Below are 16390 nucleotides of genomic sequence, written 5' to 3'. Positions count from 1 at the left end.
GACAGGCGGGTGGGTCGTCGGCGACTGCGGTCCGGCGCCGCATCCGCTCTCACCGGATGCCGGGCCTTGAGTAGGTTCTACTCACTTTTTCGACCCGAATCCGGGCTCCGACCCCGGGTTACGTAGTGGCCGAGGAAGCGATACGTAGTGGCTCCCCCAGCGGCATGCGTACCCGTATCGTTGAGCCGTGAACGCTAGAACGGCCCGCCTCGTGCTGCTGCTCCGACTCGCCTACCTGATCGGCGCCGCCCTGTTCGTGCTCGACCTCCTCGTGGGCGGCGCGATCGCCCTCGTGCAGATCAGCGAGACCGGCGATGTCGACGAGCACGGGCCCGCCGCGAGCCTGGTCGAATGGGGCGCCCTGATCGCCTTCTGCTTCACCGCGCTGGGTGCCGTGATCACAGTCGTGGCGACCGTCCGCCTGACCAAGAACGGCGATCCGGGGGACGTCGTCGACCCGGTTCGCGCACCCTGAAAAGGCATGCTAATGTTGACGACTGGCTCGCCAAGAGCCGCGCACCTCTAGCTCAATCGGCAGAGCAACTGACTCTTAATCAGTGGGTTCTGGGTTCAAGTCCCAGGGGGTGCACCACTCGAACGGCCCAGGTCTGCGGATCTGGGCCGTTTTTGCGTTAACCGGAGAGTCAGCCGAACGGCCGGATCCGCTATTTACTCGCTACTTTCAAACAGGGTCTCGATGACTTCCGAGAAGTCCGAGATCGTCTCCTGCTTCTCGATGTAGTACTCGATCGTGATGTCCTCCGTGCCGTGCCCCAGCTGGGCTGCTGCAGCCTTCACACCGAGCTTCCGGTCGAGGTGCGTCGCGACGGCCTTCCGGTAGTCGCGCGGCGTCTTCCCGGCGAGCGGTGTGCCCTTCAGCGCATCCCGCCACTGCCGGCGCACGTTCGCCGGCCACCGGTACGTTCCCGTCGACGAGGGGAAGACCATCTCGTACTCGGCGTGCACGCGTCGCTCGAGCAGCATCGTGTGGACCGTGCGCGGCAAGGTGAGGCCGCGGTGGCCGGCGAAGCTCTTCGGGTGGTCCTGGCGGACGAGGCCCCCGTCGGTGATGAGGGTGCTGTTCACGAACACGCGCCCCTTGTCGAGGTCGGTGTCGGTGTCCCAGTCGAGGGCGAGCTCCTCGCCGATGCGGGCGCCGGTCGCGGTGAGGACCTGGGCGATCTCGTAGAGCTCGGAGACGTGGTGCTTGTCGTACTCGCGGAACAGGTCGCGCATGAGGCGCAGCTCGTCCGCGCCGACGACCTTCACGAGCTTCTTCGTCGCCGTGACCGCGATGACGCCGGCGGCCGGGTTCGTCTGGACGGCGCCGTGGCGGACGGCGAGGGCGAACATCTGCATGAGCACGGTGCGGGCGGTGCGCGCGGTCGCGTTCGAGCGCATGAGGCCGCGGATGAACTTATCGAGCCGCGGGGTCGTCGCCTCCCGGATGCGGAGACTGCCGAGGCCCGGCTCGATGTGGGCGCGGATCGAGTTCCGGTAGGTGTTGATCGTGCCCGCCGTGGTGCCCTTCAGCTTCCGCTCCTCGAGCCACACGTGCGCGAGCTCGGCGACCGTCGACGTAGGCGACAGCAGCGCCTCCGACGGATCCTCGGACAGGGCCGCTCGGAGCGCTTCGAGGAGGGCCCGCTCGGCCTGCGCGTGCGACTTCCCAGAGCGCTGCATCACGAGCCGCTTCCCGGTCGAGTTCCGGTAGTAGGTGACCGCCGTCGGCTTCCCGCCGACGACCGTGCGGCGAATCTTCCCCCACGTCTCGAGGGGCATCGGCGGCCTAGGCATTCGCGTACCGCGCCGACCACTGCCCGGAGCCCATGTGAGGCGACGCGTACGTCGTGACACCGATCCGCTCGAGGCAATACCGCCGGTAGTCGACGACGATCTGCGGGGTCACGTCGAGCTCCTCAGCGATGAACGCGACGTCGGTCGACATCGCCTCGGCGCGTGCGTACTCGGCCGGGTCGACGAGCAGGCCGGCCGCGTACCGGTTCGCCTGCCGCTCCCCGACCTCGCTGTCGCAGGTGTGGCAGAACTGGGCGTGCCCGAGCTCGTGCGCGACGACCTCGTTCCGCTCGGCCCGAGTCAGGTTCATGTCGACGTAGATCGTGTTCTCGTCGTGGTCGTAGAACCCGAGCAGGCCCTCCTCGATCTGATCGAGATGTGCGACGTGGATGCGGACCCCCAGCCGCATAGCCTCCCCCACCAGCTGCAACATCACTCCTCCTCGGTGTCCTTCTTCGTTCGACGCTTCGCAGCCCGGCGGCCCTCTCCGCGGGCCCATGCCTCGCGTGCCTTCTCGGTGATCTCCTGCGGCGTGGCATCAGTATCAGCGGCACCCCCGACAGTGGGCACGGCACCCTCGGCGACCGCGTCGCTCAGAAGCCCGATCACGCGGGTCATGACCCGGAGTCTGTTCGCCGGCTCGATCTGCTCGATCAGCGGCGCGACCATGGCGAGGTAGCTCTGCACGTCTGCCGCGTAGTCGCGGTGCTCGAGCTCGACGTTCAGCGCCCGGAAGATCTTGATGAGCATCGCGGCCTGACCCGCAGTCGAGCCGCCCTCGATGTTGCGGACCGTGCGCTCGGTCGTCCCGGCAGCCTCGGCGAGTTCGATCTGGCGAAGCCCCTGCTGCGTGCGCAGCTGCTTCACCAGTGGCCCGTACGACAAACGCTCTTGCTGTGTCGCGGCCTTGATCGCCTGAGATGTGAGTTCCGGGAATTTCCGGTCAGTGTCATTGGTCACGGGTAGTTATCGTATGGGTATTTCCGCTGAATAGGCAATACCGAGGCTGAATCTCGAATGTCTTTCCGAACTTAACTTGCTTAACACCGGAAAGAGTGCCTAATGTCTTTCCTATGCAGAGCACAGAATCACCCGGACAGGTCATCAGGGTCCTGCGGGACCGGGCCGGGATCACAGCAAGGGAGCTGGCGGATCGTGCGGGCGTCTCGGAGTCGTACCTCTCTCGTGTAGAGAACGGCGTCACCGAGCCGAGCGACGCGTGGATCGGTCACGTGGCTCGCATCGCCGCCAGCGCCATCGCCGAGAACGCCCCCCGGAAGGGGAAGGCGGCATGACCGCGACGAAGTGGCTCACCGAGCAGCAGTGCTCCGAGCTCACCGGCATCCCGGTCGGCACCCTCCAGGACTGGCGCGGGAAGCGCGTCAACCTCCCCTACTCACGCATCGGCCGGCTGATCCGGTACTCGGAAGCCGAGGTCGACGACTACATGAAGGCCCAGCAGGTCCCGGTCAAGCAGTCGGCCTGACCCCCCACGAACTGCCGCGTTCGCATCCCCCACCGGTACACCCACCCGGGCGGGCGCGGCATCCCCATCGAAGAGAGAAGAGAGATCGATGCACCGTTTCAAGGTGTTCCGGTACGGCGGACAGATCGTCGTCGGCCGGTACGGTTCCCGCCGAGTCATCCCCTGCGGGCCCGGTCAGGACGGGTTCCGGCTCGCCCACACGATCGTGTCGCAGATCCAGGCCGGCGTCGTGTACTGCGACTTCGAGTCGCTCGCCACGATCTGGACCGGCCAGCCGCTGGTCCCGGCCCACCCGCAGCTCCGTCTCCGCGCGGTGGCGTCATGAAGGCGCTGGCTTTGAGGGACACCCTCATCGGGATATTCATCGGGTCGGCGGTGGTGATCGTCTTCCTGTCCTTCGCGTTCGGCGTCAACGGTCTGCTCCTCGTCTTCGCGGTCGTGATGGCCGCATCCGGCGTGGCACTGTTCGTGCTCGAGGCAAAAACGGGGGTGCGACGGTGAGCGCCCTCGAAGGCGAGACGGTCCTCGCCGGGCTCGACTTCCACCCGGTCTGCACGCTCGTGAACGGCACGTGCAAGCGCCCTGCGAACTTCGCGATCCAGATGATGTGCTGCTCGGTTGTCGTGTCGATGGTCTGCCAGGTGCATAAGGACACGCTGGCCGAGCACCTCGGAGTGAAGCAGGCGGGCGGGCAGACGTCGGTCTGTAAGCAGTGCAGCACGCCCCGGCTGTCGAGCAAGTTCATTCGGTTCATCCCGATCGGCGGCCGTTCGTGAGCATCGAGGATGCGTTCCGTGAGATCGCCCCGGGTGCCGGGTTCGGCTTCCGTGACGTGGTCGGCATCGACCCGTCGCTGAGCGGCACCGGCCTGGCACGCATCAGCGTGACCGGCGAGGTCGAGACGAAGGCTGTCGCGTCCCCGTCCCGTGAGGGGTGGGAGGGCAACTGGTCCCGGGTCCGTGAGATCGCCGGTCCGGTGGCCGTGTTCACGCCGCCGGAGTCGCTGGTGCTGATCGAGGAGATGTTCGTGCCTCGGGGTGAAGCGACCGCGGGGAAGGTCATCGAGCGGGCGTGGCTGTGGGGTCGGATCTACGACCTCATGAAGCGGCGCGGCTGCGTGGTCGTGGTCGTGAACAACTCGCACCGGGCGATGCTCGCGACCGGTTCGGGGGCGGCGAAGAAGCCGCAGGTGAAGGCGCGGATGCGCGAGAGATTTCCCGAGGCGCGGGTCTCGGACGACAACCAGGCGGACGCGCTGGCCATGGCGGCCGCGGGTGCGTGGTGGGCGGGGTTCCCGATCGAGGGGCCCACGCATGCAGGGCAGAACGAGGCCATGAGCAAGGTGCCGTGGCCGACGAGAGAGAAGAGAGAGAAGTGATGGAACAGCAAGTGCTCGACATCATCTGGTTCGTGATCTGGGGACTCGTGGTCCTCGCCGGCATCGGGGTGGTGCTCTTCGTCGCCGTCTTCGTCGTGAGCCTGCTCGGGTTCCGCAACGAGACGAAGAAGATCACCCGCGGATTCGAGAGGAAGAGCCGATGACCGTGAAGTACACGTCGAAGAAGCCCGACGAGAACAAGGATGCGCTGCAGGACCTCGAGGGCGAGTGGACGCGCCCCGAGATCGAGCCGGAGCCCGTGGTCGTGGTGGCGCTTGTGAAGCGTCACGCGATCGGGAAGAACGATGGCGGCGACTGGACGGCGACGGCCGGTCTGCAGCACGTCGAGGTCCTGACGGGTGATGCGGCCGAGGAGGCGCGCGAGCTGCTCGTGTCGGCCTACCAGGTGCGTTCGGGCGAGACCGAACTCGACTTCGACGGGGGTGACGACGAATGAGCAAGCTGACAACCCGACAGCAGCACGAGGCTCGCCTCCGCTCGGCGCACCTTCAGCCGGGCGCCCGTGAGGTGTTCCCGGTGCTCCGTGAGCGTCTCCTGGCGTCACGACCGATCGTCGGCGACAAGAAGCCGCGGCATGGTGCTGACGGGATCAGGACGCCGCTCGAGCCCATCTACGGCAAGCCCACGTTCCGCAACGTGATCGAGCGCGACGACAACGGTCGCCGGGTGCACGTATGAGCGCGGCCCCGACGCTTGCACCCGACCCTCAGGCGTCGGGGCTGACCGTCGAATACAACGTCGTCGAGCTCGTCGAGGACCGTGACGGGTTGCAGACGTCGACGGTGCACGAGACGTTCGACAGCGAGGTGGCCGCGGAAGCGGAAGCCGACCGCATGAACCACGAGTTCGGGGAGCGAAGCCTGTTCGGCGCCGGCGACTCCCGCGAGTACGTCGTCGACGAGGTGTGGTCATGAGCGGCCGCGACGGCATCGTCCTCGACATGCCCGACGAGGTCTACCACGGTGGCCCCGAGCTGTCATCCACGGGCGCCCGGAAGCTGCTCCTCGCCCCGGCCGTGTACCGCCACTACGTCGAGCACCCGCAGCCCGGGAAGAAGGCCTTCGATGTCGGGCACGTCGCTCACGCGAAAGTCCTCGGAGTCGGCACCGGTGTGATCGCCTACCCGGCTGAGCATCTGACGAAGTCGGGCAACGTGTCGACGAGAGCCGAAACCGTCGAGTGGGCTGCGAAGCAGCGTGCGGTCGGTCTGGCGCCGATCAGCCCCGACGACATGGCGAAGGTCGACGCGATGGCGGAGGCGATCCTCGATCATCCCAGGGCGCGGGCGATGCTCGAGCAGCAGGGCGACGCGGAGGCTTCTGTGTTCGTCACCGACCCGGCCACGGGCGTCCGGATGCGGGCCCGCTTCGACTACCTGCCCAACGCGGCCCAGTCCGAGCCATGGACGGTCGACCTGAAGACCACGTCGAAGTCGGCGCACCCGGAGGACTTCTCCCGGACCGCAGCCAACTACGGCTACCACGTGCAGCAGGAGTGGTACCTGCACGCGCTGGGCCTCGCGACTGGTGACTTCTCCGGGCGGATGAAGTTCATCGTCGTCGAGACCGCGCCCCCGCACCTGGTCGGTGTGTATCCGCTCGCGGCTGAGTACGCCGAGATCGGCCGCGACCGCGTGAAGGAAGCCCTCGAGACCTACGCCGAGTGCACCGCGTCCGGCGTGTGGCCCGGCTACGACCTCGACCCCGATCCGATCCAGCCGCCCACGTGGCTGATGTTCAACGAAGGAATGATCGAATGAATCTCACAGAGAGCATCGTCCCGAAGTCGGACCAGCTCAACGCCGACGACCTCATCGCGGGGCCTGTCACTGTCACGATCGTCGAGGTGCGAAAGGGAACCCCTGAGCAGCCCGTGAGCGTCTTCACGGAGGAGTTCGGCAACGGACGCCCGTACAAGCCGTCGAAGTCGATGAGGCGCGTGCTGGTGACCGCGTGGGGCGCAGAGACCGACGCCTACGCCGGCCGAAAGCTGACCCTGTTCCGCAACCCGAAGATCAAGTTCGGCGGCGAAGAGGTCGGCGGGATCCAGATCTCGCACATGTCCCACATCGGGGACACCCTCAGTGTGAAGCTGACCGTCGCGAGGGGGAAGCGTGCACCGCACGAGGTTCTTCCGATCGACACCCCGCCGCCGGCCGCTTTGAAGGACGAGTCCGGTCGAGACTGGCTCACCGAACTCGCCGACGCGGCGAAGATCGACCAGGCCGCCGTCGGTGCCCTCGGCGTCGAAGCGAAGGCGGCTCACGCCGACCCTGTCGTCGTGAATCTGATCTCGAAGACCTGGTACGAACTCGCTCCCAAGACGCAGGGAGAGAGCGCATGAACGCCCGACGCTGCGAGGATTGCGGGCTGCTCCTGGGACTCGTCGGCCTCGACCGTAACGGTGAGATCTACGAGTGCTCGCTCGGACATCGCGTCACGGTCCCGACCGAGCTCGCGGCGAAATCCGAAGCGCTCGAGGTCGCACTCGGTGAGCGTGACCGTGCTCGGGAGCTCGCGGTAAAGCTCGAGGAGCAGCTGGCCCTCATCGAGGAGATCGTCGTCGAGCCAATGGACTTCGGTGTGGCAGCTGCCGGTCGAATCCTGCGCATCCGGGACATCCTCGGGGCCGAGGTGCGCGCATGACTGCCCCGACCGCCTCGGTGCGGCTCCTCACATTGGATCGTGACAACGACCGCTGTGTGGCCTGCGGTGCGCGCGGTCCGCTCGAGTTCCAGCACCGGGCCGCGGTCGGGCAGGGCGGGTCGAAGATCCCGCCGCTCGTCACCGAAGGACTGATGCTCTGCTCGAGCTGCAACGCCCGCGCGGAAGCTGACCTGCAGACGCAGGCGCTGTTCTCGGGGTGGAAGGTGCGCCGATGGGTGCCGGCACGGTACGGCGCCGACAAGGTGCCCGTCTTCTACACCCCCGAGCTGTCGTGGTGGCGGCTGACCCCGGACGGCGAGCGGTACGAGGTGTCGGCCGCAAAGGTGGCGGAGTTCATGGAGTTCGTCTACGGCGACGAGTGGGCCCGATGGTCGGCCGAGCTCAACCGGAAGCGGTGGGCCTGATGAGCGTCGACAAGGTCGCCCTGCTCACCTGGCTGGGCCAGCGGGCACAGACAGAGAACGCGGTGCACGGGGCGATCTACGACGGCCTGATAGCGCGCATCAAGCGCGGAGATTTCGACGAAGAGGAGGTGAAGGACTGATGGCGTACAAAGCGACGCACTGGGCATGGGAGCTCGACCTCCCGACGACGAGGAAGTTCACGTTGATCGCGCTCGCTGACATGGCGGACGAGGAGTTCTCCTGCTTCCCCGGTCAGGAGCGTCTCGCGCGGATGATAGGCGCATCGGTCGACACCGTGCAGCGGGCGCTGAAGTCGCTCGAGGAGGACGGATACATCGAGCGACAGGCCCGGCGCCGGGACGACGGATACCGCACCTCAGACCGCTACCGGTTGCGGGTCGGATCCTCACACCGCAATATGCGGCCTAAGAATCTCACACCGCAACCACTGGCACCTCACACCGCAAATGGCACGGATCTCACACCGCACAGTGCGGGGGTAATCACCAGTAAGAATCACCATGAATCACCAGACATGTTCGATCTGGATATTCCGGCGGATTCGACCGGTGCTGGGTCGTTCGCGGAGTTCTACATGGCCTACCCGAGGAAGGTCGGCAAGGAGGCTGCGCGGAAGGCGTTCGCTGCCGCGTCGAAGAAGACCGATCCCGCCGACATCATCGCTGGTGCACAGCGGTTCGCATCGGATCCGAACCTTCCGGAGAAGCAGTTCATCCCTCACCCCTCAACGTGGCTGAGCCACGGTCGGTGGGACGACGAACCGCTGCCGGCTCGAGCGACTGAACAGCCTGTGGCGAACCCTGACGCTTGGATGCAGTCGTGACCGGGGCGAAGGTCACCGAGCGCGACATGCTCGATGCCCTCACCCGCCGGTACACGTCGGACGGTGGCAACGGTGACCGGTGGATCCGCGCCGAGCACGTCCGCAACGGCACGGGCTTCATGGGCTATGACCAGCTCTCGGGACGCTGCGCCGGCCCGCTCCGCACTGCCGACTTCATCGCGATCGACGGATGGGAGTCGAAGCGGCACGTCGTCCACGGCCACGAGGTGAAGGTTTCGCGGTCCGACTGGCTCACCGAGCTGCGCGACCCGGAGAAGGCCGAGGCGTTCCGGCCCTACTGCGACTACTGGTGGCTCGTGGCGTCGGACGCGCGGGTCGCGAAGCTCGACGAGCTCCCGACCGGCTGGGGCCTGATGGTCCGAAGCGAATCTGGGGTGCTCCGCGTCACGAAGCAGGCCCGCAAGATCGACCGGCTGCCGCTGCCGTGGCCGATGACCGTCGGGCTCGCTCGAGCCATCCAGAAGACCGGCATCCGGACGACGGCGCGGGGGTGGCTCGCATGACCGGGTCGCGGGCCGAGCGGTCCCTCCTCGGCGCGATCCTTCTGGATCCGTCTCAGGCGCGGGCGGTGCACGGCATGGTGTCGGGCACGGACTTCGAGGATCAGCGTCTCGGCATCATCTTTGCCCGCATGCTCGAGCGTGCCGCGGCAGGGTCGCCGGTGCCGATCGGCACGGTGTCGACGAACTTCCCCGAGTGGGGAATCCGTGGCATCGAGGCCGGCGCCGAGTTCGACTGGATCGACGCGGAGATGACCGTCGCGTACGCGGCGGGCGAGTATGCGCGGACGGTGCGGACGGATGCGATGCGTCGGGCGCTGGGCACGGTCAATTCGACGATCAGCGGGCAGCTGCAGCAGGGCCGCTCACCGTCGGACGTCGCCACCAGCGTCCTGTCGCAGCTCACGAAGGTCATCGAGGGCGGCTCGTCGGGCCGGATGCTGACGAAGACCCTCCGCGAGGTCATGGAGGGCGGGACCGACGAATACGACTGGGTGATCCCGAACCTGCTCGAGCGCCGCGACCGGCTGATCCTGACCGGCGCCGAGGGCCTCGGTAAGACGACGCTCTCCCGGCAGCTCGTGATCCTGGCGGCCGCGGGCATCCACCCGATCACGTTCGCGCCCATGACGCCGGCGCGGGTCCTCGTCGTCGACGCCGAGAACACGGAGGTGCAGTGGCGGCGCGAGGTGAAGTGGATCATCGACGGCGCGAAGCACCACGGTGTCCGCGACCCGCAGGACTTCATCCAGATCAAGGCCGGGTCCCGGATCGACATCACGTCGGGCCCGGACCTCGCGGACATTCACCGGCTGGTGGACGCGCAGAAGCCTGACCTGCTTTACATCGGGCCGCTCTACAAGCTCGTGCAGGGGGCGATCACGAACGACGACGACGCCGCGCCGCTGATCGTGGCCCTCGACTCGCTCCGCGACCGGGGCCTCGCCCTGGTGATGGAGGCGCACGCCGGCAAGGCGGCCGGCGCGAACGGCGACCGGGACCTCAGGCCGCGCGGGTCGGCGGCCCTCCTCGGGTGGCCGGAGTTCGGGCTCGGGCTGAAGCCGTCGCACATCGGGAAGCCGGGGCAGGCGGTCGACGTCGTGCCGTGGCGCGGCGGCCGGGACAGGGATAGGCCGTGGCCGAAGACGCTGTGGCGCGGATCGACGTGGCCGTGGGAAGCAAGCAAATGACGAAGGGAAAGCAGATGAGTGTGATCGAACAGACCCCCATGACGATCGCGGAGGTCGAGGTGAACGACGGCTACCGGATCGAGCTGCGGCAGATCCGGAAGTGCACGGACTACTCGCCTGAGCAGGCTCAGCAACTCGCCGCGGAACTGACCGTCGCTGCCGCTGAGGCGATCGAGATGCTCGCGGAGCACAACCGGGTCGCGCAGCAGCGCATCGACGCCGCACCGCTCGCGCAGTGGGAGCACAACCTCATCGACGACCTGCCCATCGACAGGCACGCAATCGAGATCCGGGAGGACCAGTCATGACCGACGAAACCACCACCTGGCCGACGATCGGCGCCTTCGCTGACAGCGTCGACCGGGCACTCACGGAGGTGCGGGCCGTCCTGACCGTCGAGGACTACCTCGCGATGGGTATCGACGAGGAGTCAGCCGAGGTCATGGCGTCCCAGGCGGCCCGTGAGGCGGCGAACGGCACCCCGGATGCCCGGGAGTCCATTCGGGCCGCTATCGACGCCGTGGAGGCCGCTGTGGCCTCCCGGGAATGCACACTCTCCGGGCGGTGGAACTGCTCACTGCCCGCCGGGCACGATCCGGAGGTGCAGCCGTGCGTGAAGACGTGCGTGAACCACTTCTGGAAGCGCACCGGCGAGTCCGACGAGGTGTGCGGCATCGAGCCGGCGCTGGCGAAGTTCGGGCACCTGTGCGGGCCGTGCTTCGGTCGGGCGCGCCGGCAGTTGCGAGACCTCATCGAGGTGCTGCCGTTCATCCGGTCGCAGGTGCAGCCGTCGATGGAGTCGGCGCGCGGCCCCCGCGTGTCGGGGACGCGTGAGGCGCCGATCCCGTTGAACGCTCAGGCGGTCGAGGACTCCCACGACCTGTTCCAGCGGGTGAACGAGTGGATGGCCCAGTTCGACGAGTCCCTCGGCCTCGGCGCGTCGCTGGTGATGCTGACCTGGTACCGGCGGTCCGGGGAGCGGCTGCCCGACTTCTGGGCCGACGAGTACGCCGCCCGCCTCGTGATGACCGACCTCGCCGCCTGGTACGAGACCCACGAGCGCCGCATCGTGTCCGGGCTCCCGCCGCTCACAGTGAAGGCGTGGACGGAGGACATCGCCGACATCGGACGCGAGTTCCGGGGCCGCTACAAGCTCACCGCGCCCCGTGAACGGGTCGTGTCGCCCCGCCGGTGCCCCGAGTGCGAGGAGTACGCCGTCGCCGCCGAGGTGGGCCTCGGGCACCAGCTGTACGTGTGGTGCCAGCACTGCGGAACCGTCATCGACGCCGCCGAGCACGCACCCGACTTCAAGGCCGCCGAGCGGGCCGCGACGGTCACGATCTCGCTTCCCTGCGAGCAGGGCAAGCACAAGCAGTGCGGGTGGGCCGAGTGCCCATGCGACTGCCACCACGAACACCGAGCAGCCTGAGGAGGCAACCATGAACGAGAACGAAGAGAAGACCGAAGCCGAGCACGTGCATCGGATCTGGCACCCGCTCGGCGACACCCCTATCACTGTCCAGATGAGCCGCGAGCAGTTGCAAATCATCCAGGACGCACTCAACGGCGTTCACATCGCCTCACGCGGCTGGGAGACGGCGATGGCTGACGAGCTCGAGAAGGTGCTGAAGGCGTCGATGGAAGGTGATCCCTCGTGACCGCGAAATGGATGGACCTACGCGAGGTGAAGCGCTGGTCGACTCTGCGGTGTGAGCACTGCGGCCACCGGTTCCGATGGAAGCGCGACTACCGCTTCTCTTTCGGCAACCGCGACGGGAAGGTCTACCACGAGTCGTGCATCGGCTACCTGACATGGCGCACTACTGCTGCCGAACGTCTCGCAATCGTCGGCCTGGTGTCGGAGCTATCCGGCCTCACCAGCCGAGACGTGATGGTCGCCGCCGAGCTGCGGGCCAACGATGAAGACCAGCGCATAGCCGACAGCAACCGGGTCTTTCGGGTGTTCCGCGACCTAGACAAGGCTCAGGAGGCCCGCTCGTGACCGCTCTCACCCCTGACGACCTGGCCCGCATCGAAGAACTCGCACGCAGGGCGGTCCCCGGCGAATGGCGGATCGGAGAGCTGTCGGACGTGTTTCAGGCCCGCAAGCGCGCGCAGGTGGAACTTCGTGCGGCTGTCCCTGCCCTGGTGGCTGCGGTGCGGTCCCGCGACGAACGGATCATCGAACTCGAAGCTGAACTGCGGGTAGCTGAGGATCAGGCGAACAACAACGCGGCAGACGCGATCCAGGCTGAGGCCCGGGCGGCAGAAGCAGAAGCCGTCGTTGTCGCCCTCATGGAGGCCACAAGCATTCTGGGCTCGACCGATGCCGAGATGATTCAGTGGATCGGAACCGCGTTCGAGTCAACCCGATCACAGGAAGTGCTTGCTCGCGTCAAGGCCGAAGCATGGTGGGCGGGCGTCACCGCCCAATGGGAGCACCGCCCGATCGGTAACCGCGTCCTCGAGTCCGAGAACCCCTACCGGGCAGGAGGCGACCAGTGAGCTACGAACTGAAGACCGAGCGGCTTCGGCAGATCTACACGCTGAGCGCTACGAGCGGCATGCCCGTACTGAGCCGTAGCGCCGACGAGGAGAAGGCGATAGCGGGCCAAGTCTTCGATGACTGGCTTGCCAGGGTCAAGAGGGAAGCCGCAGCCGAAGCATGGCGCGAAGCCGCTGAGAGGGTGCAGGCCATGGTCGACGATCGGCCGGCGCTCACCGCGCGCAACATCCTTGGGTCGCTCCGGATGCAGGCCGACCTTCGTGCCGCCGAGATCCGGGAGGTGAAGTGATGCCGAAGCGCATCCAGATGAGCAGACAGCGCCCGTGGCGGGCCGACAACCCCGACGCGGTGATTGTCGCCCGACCGTCGAAGTGGGGCAACCCGTTCGTGGTGGGTCATGGAGCCGACGACCGAGAGCAGGCCGTGCAGTTCTTCGCCAACTGGCTCAGCAACTCCCTCCGCGACGGCCGGTACGCCGACGGGCGAACCGACTACCTCGGCGCGGAAGCCGCCGACCGCCCGAGCGTCGAGACCATCAGGGCCGAGCTCGCGGGCAGGGACCTCGCGTGCTGGTGCCCCGTGCCGGCCGAGGGCGAGCCCGACCACTGCCATGGAGCAGTGCTGCTGCGGATTGCGAACCGCTGATGCAGCCGACGCTCTTCGACCTCGACGACGACCGCCCCGCCCGGGTCGCGCTCGAGTACGCGCAGATGCCCGCACGAGCCCCGTTCTCGCGCACCCCCATGAGCGCAGAGCTCGCGCGGGACAGCGGCGTCACCTCATGGGTGCGCGCGGGGCACCGCGTCGACGAGCAGCGCCCGCTCGTGCACGGCCTGACGCTCGACCCGCCGACGGTCACCTGCGACGGCTGCGGCTACTCGGTGACCGCGCCGAGCACGGGCGTCCCGTTCAACGTGGTCATCCTGACCTGCGGCATCGTCTTCAACCCGCGCACGTACAAGGACGGCGATGCGCGCCGCCTCTGCCGCGACTGCCGCCGAACCGAGTGGGGAAACCGAGACTGATGGAAGACCGCGAGCTCTACGACATCCGGAGCGCGTCGCGCCGGGTGAAGCGCTCGCGCCGCTCGATCTACTACTGGATGCGCCACGGGATGCCGTTCCAACTGATCGGGGGCCGGCGCTACATCGCCCACGCCGACCTCCTCAAGATGCTCCGCGTGAGGATCCACAACGAACGCCTCCACCAGTTCACGAAAAAAGATTAGGTCCGCTACTTGACGCTCACGGCATTGCACAGTTTCACTACAAGGTAAGCACTTCCACACCCACCGGTTCGAGACCTTCTCCCGGTGGGTGCCGTGCATCACGAACCCGCCACCGACTCTCTCCGGTAGGCGATACAGGGCGACAACCTGGCACCTGGGGGTGCGAACTCGTCACTGGGCGGCCGGCCTGGGAGCGCATCTCTCCGGCCGCCCCCAACAGCCGGACGGATGCCGAGCTCGGGTCGTAGTGGCCTAGCCAGGGGCAGCATTGGACATGGGCGTCTGCCGAACTCGTCCACCGGAGAGCATCCGTCCACCTCTCGGCCGTGTACCTCACCCAGCCCGCCTGACACGCGGCGCGGTGACCGGAGCGGCAACCACGTCGAAGGAGACACCGATGACCACCGTGACTGTTGACGGCGAAACCCTCGAGGTCGGGGATGGACCGGTCCTGCCGAGCACGCTCATGCGCGCATCCGGAATCACTTCCCCGGAACGCTACGACCTCCTCGCGCTGCCGATGAGCAACGGCGACCACGCTGTGCGGAACGAGCCCCTGCAGCTGCGCGACGGCGCCCAGTTCATCACCGCACGCAAGAGCACCACGGTGTCCTGATGCGCCCGCTCCCGGTCCTCCTCGTCGGCCTGTTCCTCATGAAGCTCGCGGTCCTCGCCGCGCTCTACTCACTGCGACTCTCACCCGCCGACCCCGGCCCACTGGACCCCAACGACTGATGGCGAACCGCACCCAGCAGTTCCGCGACGACATGAAGGCCCAGTGGGAACCGATCAACGCCCCATGCGCTGAGTGCGGGCAGGCGACGATCGACTGGGACGGGCCGAAGAACCAGCCCGACTCCTTCGAGCTCGACCACAAGCTGCCCCGCGTGAACTACCCGGAGCTCGAGTTCGAACCCTCCAACGCACGCCCCACCCACCACAGGTGTAACCGGCACAAGGGTGCAGGGCAGACCGTCCCCGACCTCGGCATGACCAGCGAGGAATGGTGATGGGCGCCAACGACAAGCACGCAGCCACCTACCACCCGAACACAGGAGACACCGTGAAGCGCATCACCATCGAAGAGGGCCCCCTCGCCGGCAACGAGTACGACGTACCCGACGACACCACCCGCCTCGACATCAACGTCGACGGCGGCCACTACACGGTCGGCCCCAAGCACGCACCCTGGCACCCCGACGAGGAGCCCGCCAAGGCCAAGCCGCGACCGCCCCGCAAGCCGAAGCCCGATACCCCGACACCCGAAGTCGGCACTGCCGAGGTCACCGTGCTCGAGCAGCAGCCCGCGCCCACCGCCGACACCCCTGAGTAGCAGAGCAGGTTCCCACCATGCGCCGCATCGACAAGACCACGAAGACCTACCGCCACGGGTACACCGCAGGCGTCCTCCTCGGATTGCTCGTCATCACCCTGGTAGCCATCGCCCTCGTGGGCTGCATCACCACCATCACCCGCGCACTCATCAACGCCTAACCACCCACGCGGCGCTATACGCCCGCCTAAGCCACTTTCCGACCCCAAATGGGTACACCTAGGGGCAGGGGGGTCAAAATCGCTGCAGCACACCACCCAGGGCATTCCGCCGGCAGTGATTTCCCCCATCGGTGAGTGAGTTCTCCAAAACACGGTGTCCGCGTCCGCGTGAGACCCTCTTTAGACCAACCCCGTCGTCCGTAACTCAGTGGGAGAGTACGTCACATGGCGCGGCGAAGTCCCAGGTTCGATTCCTGGCGGCGGCGGGGCTCTGGGTGTGCCTCGCGGCCCTAGTGAATCCGGGAGGATCGCGATGCCGACCAGCGAAGATGAGCGTCGCGCTCGGGATGCTGAGCGCAAGCGTCGGCGGCGTGCCGAGCAGCGAGCCGAGGCGGCTGCAGTGAAGGCCACCGGACGCGTCGGCGCGGACACTCCGGACACGTCCGCGCCGACGACGATGCGCGACGAGGTCGAGGCTGCGATCGCTGCGATGAAGTGGCTGGTCGAGTCGGATCGGGCGTCGAAGGCGCAGGCTCGGATGCTCGCGGAGGACGTTGACCTGCTGCGTCATGCCGGGGAGACGACGAAGGCGCTGTCGGCGCAGCGCGCGCTGTCGCGTGTGCTCGCTGATCTGGGCGGGACTCCGACGGTGCGGATGCAGCACGAGCTGCGTTCGTTGCGTGCGACGACGAAGAGCGAAGGTTCCGATGGCGAAGGCAGCAGCGAAGGCGGGTCGTCGGCCGGCGGCAACGTCACGGCGCTCCGCCGCCCGGAAAAGCGCGCACGGTAAGCGGTTCGGCTGCCAGACTCCGCGCCTGTTCACGCCGCCGCTTCGGCCGCTGACCCCTGACACGT

Annotated in this window: 36 protein-coding genes and 2 tRNA genes; 35 read left to right on the top strand and 3 right to left on the bottom strand. The window is 67.3% G+C overall.

Annotation, left to right across the window (positions count from 1 at the left end; all coding sequences use genetic code 11):
* The first annotated feature begins 187 nt into the window (after positions 1–187).
* Entirely contained in the window at positions 188–475 is a 288-nt protein-coding gene (locus tag HSO01S_RS12785) for a hypothetical protein (protein ID WP_157079059.1), read from the top strand.
* Between the two features lie 41 nt (positions 476–516).
* A tRNA-Lys gene (locus HSO01S_RS12780) sits at positions 517–592 on the top strand.
* Positions 593–669: 77 nt separating this feature from the next.
* Here the strand turns inward: HSO01S_RS12780 and HSO01S_RS12775 are convergent.
* From HSO01S_RS12775 to HSO01S_RS12765, 3 genes are read right to left on the bottom strand one after another with little or no spacing between them, the layout of a single operon-like run.
* Complete coding sequence (locus HSO01S_RS12775) at positions 670–1782, bottom strand: tyrosine-type recombinase/integrase (RefSeq protein ID WP_066041984.1); 1113 nt, start codon at positions 1780–1782, stop codon at positions 670–672.
* A 7-nt stretch (positions 1783–1789) separates the two neighbouring features.
* Positions 1790–2206, bottom strand: coding sequence for an ImmA/IrrE family metallo-endopeptidase (locus HSO01S_RS12770; protein WP_066041982.1), 417 nt, complete (start codon positions 2204–2206; stop codon positions 1790–1792).
* A 23-nt stretch (positions 2207–2229) separates the two neighbouring features.
* Positions 2230–2664 (bottom strand): helix-turn-helix domain-containing protein, encoded by a 435-nt coding sequence (locus HSO01S_RS12765; protein ID WP_066041980.1) that lies wholly within the window; start codon positions 2662–2664, stop codon positions 2230–2232.
* A 206-nt stretch (positions 2665–2870) separates the two neighbouring features.
* Here HSO01S_RS12765 and HSO01S_RS19740 point away from each other — a divergent pair, with 206 nt between their 5' ends.
* The 33 genes from HSO01S_RS19740 to HSO01S_RS12620 all read left to right on the top strand — a co-directional run bounded on the left by HSO01S_RS19740 (position 2871) and on the right by HSO01S_RS12620 (position 16325).
* On the top strand, positions 2871–3092 hold the full coding sequence (locus HSO01S_RS19740; RefSeq protein ID WP_066041977.1) for a helix-turn-helix domain-containing protein: 222 nt from the start codon (positions 2871–2873) through the stop codon (positions 3090–3092).
* Positions 3089–3283: a helix-turn-helix domain-containing protein gene (locus HSO01S_RS12755; RefSeq protein WP_066041975.1), complete on the top strand. Its 195-nt coding sequence runs from the start codon at positions 3089–3091 to the stop codon at positions 3281–3283. Before HSO01S_RS19740 ends, HSO01S_RS12755 begins: the two co-directional genes overlap by 4 nt.
* Positions 3284–3371: 88 nt before the next feature.
* Complete coding sequence (locus HSO01S_RS12750; protein WP_066041974.1) at positions 3372–3608, top strand: hypothetical protein; 237 nt, start codon at positions 3372–3374, stop codon at positions 3606–3608.
* Between the two features lie 11 nt (positions 3609–3619).
* Positions 3620–3784: a hypothetical protein gene (locus tag HSO01S_RS18790; RefSeq protein ID WP_157079058.1), complete on the top strand. Its 165-nt coding sequence runs from the start codon at positions 3620–3622 to the stop codon at positions 3782–3784.
* Positions 3781–4059 carry a hypothetical protein gene (locus HSO01S_RS12745; RefSeq protein WP_066041971.1) on the top strand — a complete coding sequence of 93 codons (279 nt, stop codon included), beginning with the start codon at positions 3781–3783 and terminating at the stop codon, positions 4057–4059. Before HSO01S_RS18790 ends, HSO01S_RS12745 begins: the two co-directional genes overlap by 4 nt.
* A complete protein-coding gene (locus tag HSO01S_RS12740; protein ID WP_066041968.1) occupies positions 4056–4661 on the top strand; it encodes a hypothetical protein in 606 nt (201 codons plus the stop codon). The genes HSO01S_RS12745 and HSO01S_RS12740 overlap by 4 nt, the downstream gene beginning before the upstream one ends.
* Positions 4661–4825: a hypothetical protein gene (locus HSO01S_RS18785; protein WP_157079057.1), complete on the top strand. Its 165-nt coding sequence runs from the start codon at positions 4661–4663 to the stop codon at positions 4823–4825. Before HSO01S_RS12740 ends, HSO01S_RS18785 begins: the two co-directional genes overlap by 1 nt.
* The gene (locus HSO01S_RS12735) at positions 4822–5118 is read left to right on the top strand and encodes a hypothetical protein (RefSeq protein WP_066041966.1); all 297 of its coding nucleotides are present in this window, start codon (positions 4822–4824) and stop codon (positions 5116–5118) included. Before HSO01S_RS18785 ends, HSO01S_RS12735 begins: the two co-directional genes overlap by 4 nt.
* A complete protein-coding gene (locus HSO01S_RS12730; RefSeq protein ID WP_066041964.1) occupies positions 5115–5360 on the top strand; it encodes a hypothetical protein in 246 nt (81 codons plus the stop codon). Before HSO01S_RS12735 ends, HSO01S_RS12730 begins: the two co-directional genes overlap by 4 nt.
* Positions 5357–5596 (top strand): hypothetical protein, encoded by a 240-nt coding sequence (locus HSO01S_RS12725; protein ID WP_066041962.1) that lies wholly within the window; start codon positions 5357–5359, stop codon positions 5594–5596. Before HSO01S_RS12730 ends, HSO01S_RS12725 begins: the two co-directional genes overlap by 4 nt.
* The gene (locus HSO01S_RS12720; RefSeq protein ID WP_066041960.1) at positions 5593–6441 is read left to right on the top strand and encodes a PD-(D/E)XK nuclease-like domain-containing protein; all 849 of its coding nucleotides are present in this window, start codon (positions 5593–5595) and stop codon (positions 6439–6441) included. Before HSO01S_RS12725 ends, HSO01S_RS12720 begins: the two co-directional genes overlap by 4 nt.
* Positions 6438–7025 carry a hypothetical protein gene (locus tag HSO01S_RS12715; RefSeq protein ID WP_066041958.1) on the top strand — a complete coding sequence of 196 codons (588 nt, stop codon included), beginning with the start codon at positions 6438–6440 and terminating at the stop codon, positions 7023–7025. Before HSO01S_RS12720 ends, HSO01S_RS12715 begins: the two co-directional genes overlap by 4 nt.
* Entirely contained in the window at positions 7022–7327 is a 306-nt protein-coding gene (locus HSO01S_RS12710; protein ID WP_066041956.1) for a hypothetical protein, read from the top strand. The genes HSO01S_RS12715 and HSO01S_RS12710 overlap by 4 nt, the downstream gene beginning before the upstream one ends.
* Positions 7324–7752 carry a hypothetical protein gene (locus tag HSO01S_RS12705; protein ID WP_157079056.1) on the top strand — a complete coding sequence of 143 codons (429 nt, stop codon included), beginning with the start codon at positions 7324–7326 and terminating at the stop codon, positions 7750–7752. The genes HSO01S_RS12710 and HSO01S_RS12705 overlap by 4 nt, the downstream gene beginning before the upstream one ends.
* The gene (locus HSO01S_RS18780; RefSeq protein ID WP_157079055.1) at positions 7752–7892 is read left to right on the top strand and encodes a hypothetical protein; all 141 of its coding nucleotides are present in this window, start codon (positions 7752–7754) and stop codon (positions 7890–7892) included. The genes HSO01S_RS12705 and HSO01S_RS18780 overlap by 1 nt, the downstream gene beginning before the upstream one ends.
* On the top strand, positions 7892–8596 hold the full coding sequence (locus tag HSO01S_RS12700; RefSeq protein WP_066041952.1) for a helix-turn-helix domain-containing protein: 705 nt from the start codon (positions 7892–7894) through the stop codon (positions 8594–8596). The genes HSO01S_RS18780 and HSO01S_RS12700 overlap by 1 nt, the downstream gene beginning before the upstream one ends.
* The gene (locus HSO01S_RS19090; protein WP_066041949.1) at positions 8593–9120 is read left to right on the top strand and encodes a hypothetical protein; all 528 of its coding nucleotides are present in this window, start codon (positions 8593–8595) and stop codon (positions 9118–9120) included. Before HSO01S_RS12700 ends, HSO01S_RS19090 begins: the two co-directional genes overlap by 4 nt.
* Complete coding sequence (locus tag HSO01S_RS12690) at positions 9117–10307, top strand: AAA family ATPase (protein WP_066041947.1); 1191 nt, start codon at positions 9117–9119, stop codon at positions 10305–10307. The genes HSO01S_RS19090 and HSO01S_RS12690 overlap by 4 nt, the downstream gene beginning before the upstream one ends.
* Complete coding sequence (locus tag HSO01S_RS12685; RefSeq protein WP_157079054.1) at positions 10253–10615, top strand: hypothetical protein; 363 nt, start codon at positions 10253–10255, stop codon at positions 10613–10615. Before HSO01S_RS12690 ends, HSO01S_RS12685 begins: the two co-directional genes overlap by 55 nt.
* Complete coding sequence (locus HSO01S_RS12680; RefSeq protein WP_066041943.1) at positions 10612–11736, top strand: hypothetical protein; 1125 nt, start codon at positions 10612–10614, stop codon at positions 11734–11736. Before HSO01S_RS12685 ends, HSO01S_RS12680 begins: the two co-directional genes overlap by 4 nt.
* Before the next feature lie 10 nt (positions 11737–11746).
* A complete protein-coding gene (locus HSO01S_RS12675; RefSeq protein ID WP_066041941.1) occupies positions 11747–11965 on the top strand; it encodes a hypothetical protein in 219 nt (72 codons plus the stop codon).
* Positions 11962–12309, top strand: a complete 348-nt coding sequence (locus tag HSO01S_RS12670; protein WP_157079053.1) for a hypothetical protein — start codon at positions 11962–11964, stop codon at positions 12307–12309. The genes HSO01S_RS12675 and HSO01S_RS12670 overlap by 4 nt, the downstream gene beginning before the upstream one ends.
* Positions 12306–12812, top strand: coding sequence for a hypothetical protein (locus HSO01S_RS12665; RefSeq protein WP_066041938.1), 507 nt, complete (start codon positions 12306–12308; stop codon positions 12810–12812). The genes HSO01S_RS12670 and HSO01S_RS12665 overlap by 4 nt, the downstream gene beginning before the upstream one ends.
* Complete coding sequence (locus HSO01S_RS12660; RefSeq protein WP_066041936.1) at positions 12809–13102, top strand: hypothetical protein; 294 nt, start codon at positions 12809–12811, stop codon at positions 13100–13102. The genes HSO01S_RS12665 and HSO01S_RS12660 overlap by 4 nt, the downstream gene beginning before the upstream one ends.
* A 17-nt stretch (positions 13103–13119) precedes the next feature.
* Positions 13120–13458 (top strand): DUF4326 domain-containing protein, encoded by a 339-nt coding sequence (locus tag HSO01S_RS12655; RefSeq protein ID WP_245635999.1) that lies wholly within the window; start codon positions 13120–13122, stop codon positions 13456–13458.
* Positions 13458–13838 carry a hypothetical protein gene (locus tag HSO01S_RS12650; protein ID WP_066041933.1) on the top strand — a complete coding sequence of 127 codons (381 nt, stop codon included), beginning with the start codon at positions 13458–13460 and terminating at the stop codon, positions 13836–13838. The genes HSO01S_RS12655 and HSO01S_RS12650 overlap by 1 nt, the downstream gene beginning before the upstream one ends.
* Positions 13838–14041, top strand: coding sequence for a hypothetical protein (locus HSO01S_RS12645; protein ID WP_066041932.1), 204 nt, complete (start codon positions 13838–13840; stop codon positions 14039–14041). Before HSO01S_RS12650 ends, HSO01S_RS12645 begins: the two co-directional genes overlap by 1 nt.
* A 397-nt stretch (positions 14042–14438) precedes the next feature.
* On the top strand, positions 14439–14657 hold the full coding sequence (locus tag HSO01S_RS12640; RefSeq protein ID WP_066041928.1) for a hypothetical protein: 219 nt from the start codon (positions 14439–14441) through the stop codon (positions 14655–14657).
* Positions 14658–14775: 118 nt separating this feature from the next.
* A complete protein-coding gene (locus tag HSO01S_RS12635) occupies positions 14776–15051 on the top strand; it encodes a hypothetical protein (RefSeq protein WP_066041927.1) in 276 nt (91 codons plus the stop codon).
* The gene (locus HSO01S_RS12630; protein WP_066041925.1) at positions 15051–15374 is read left to right on the top strand and encodes a hypothetical protein; all 324 of its coding nucleotides are present in this window, start codon (positions 15051–15053) and stop codon (positions 15372–15374) included. The genes HSO01S_RS12635 and HSO01S_RS12630 overlap by 1 nt, the downstream gene beginning before the upstream one ends.
* 17 nt (positions 15375–15391) lie before the next feature.
* Entirely contained in the window at positions 15392–15535 is a 144-nt protein-coding gene (locus HSO01S_RS18775; RefSeq protein ID WP_157079052.1) for a hypothetical protein, read from the top strand.
* Between the two features lie 193 nt (positions 15536–15728).
* Positions 15729–15801, top strand: a tRNA-Ala gene (locus HSO01S_RS12625).
* Positions 15802–15848: 47 nt separating this feature from the next.
* Complete coding sequence (locus tag HSO01S_RS12620) at positions 15849–16325, top strand: terminase small subunit (RefSeq protein WP_157079051.1); 477 nt, start codon at positions 15849–15851, stop codon at positions 16323–16325.
* The last annotated feature ends 65 nt before the right edge of the window (positions 16326–16390 follow it).

It is taken from the genome of Herbiconiux solani NBRC 106740, from assembly GCF_001571005.1.
GTDB lineage: Bacteria > Actinomycetota > Actinomycetes > Actinomycetales > Microbacteriaceae > Herbiconiux > Herbiconiux solani.
The sequence above is the reverse complement of the archived record's forward strand: the minus strand, read 5'-3'. Positions and strand labels throughout refer to the sequence as shown.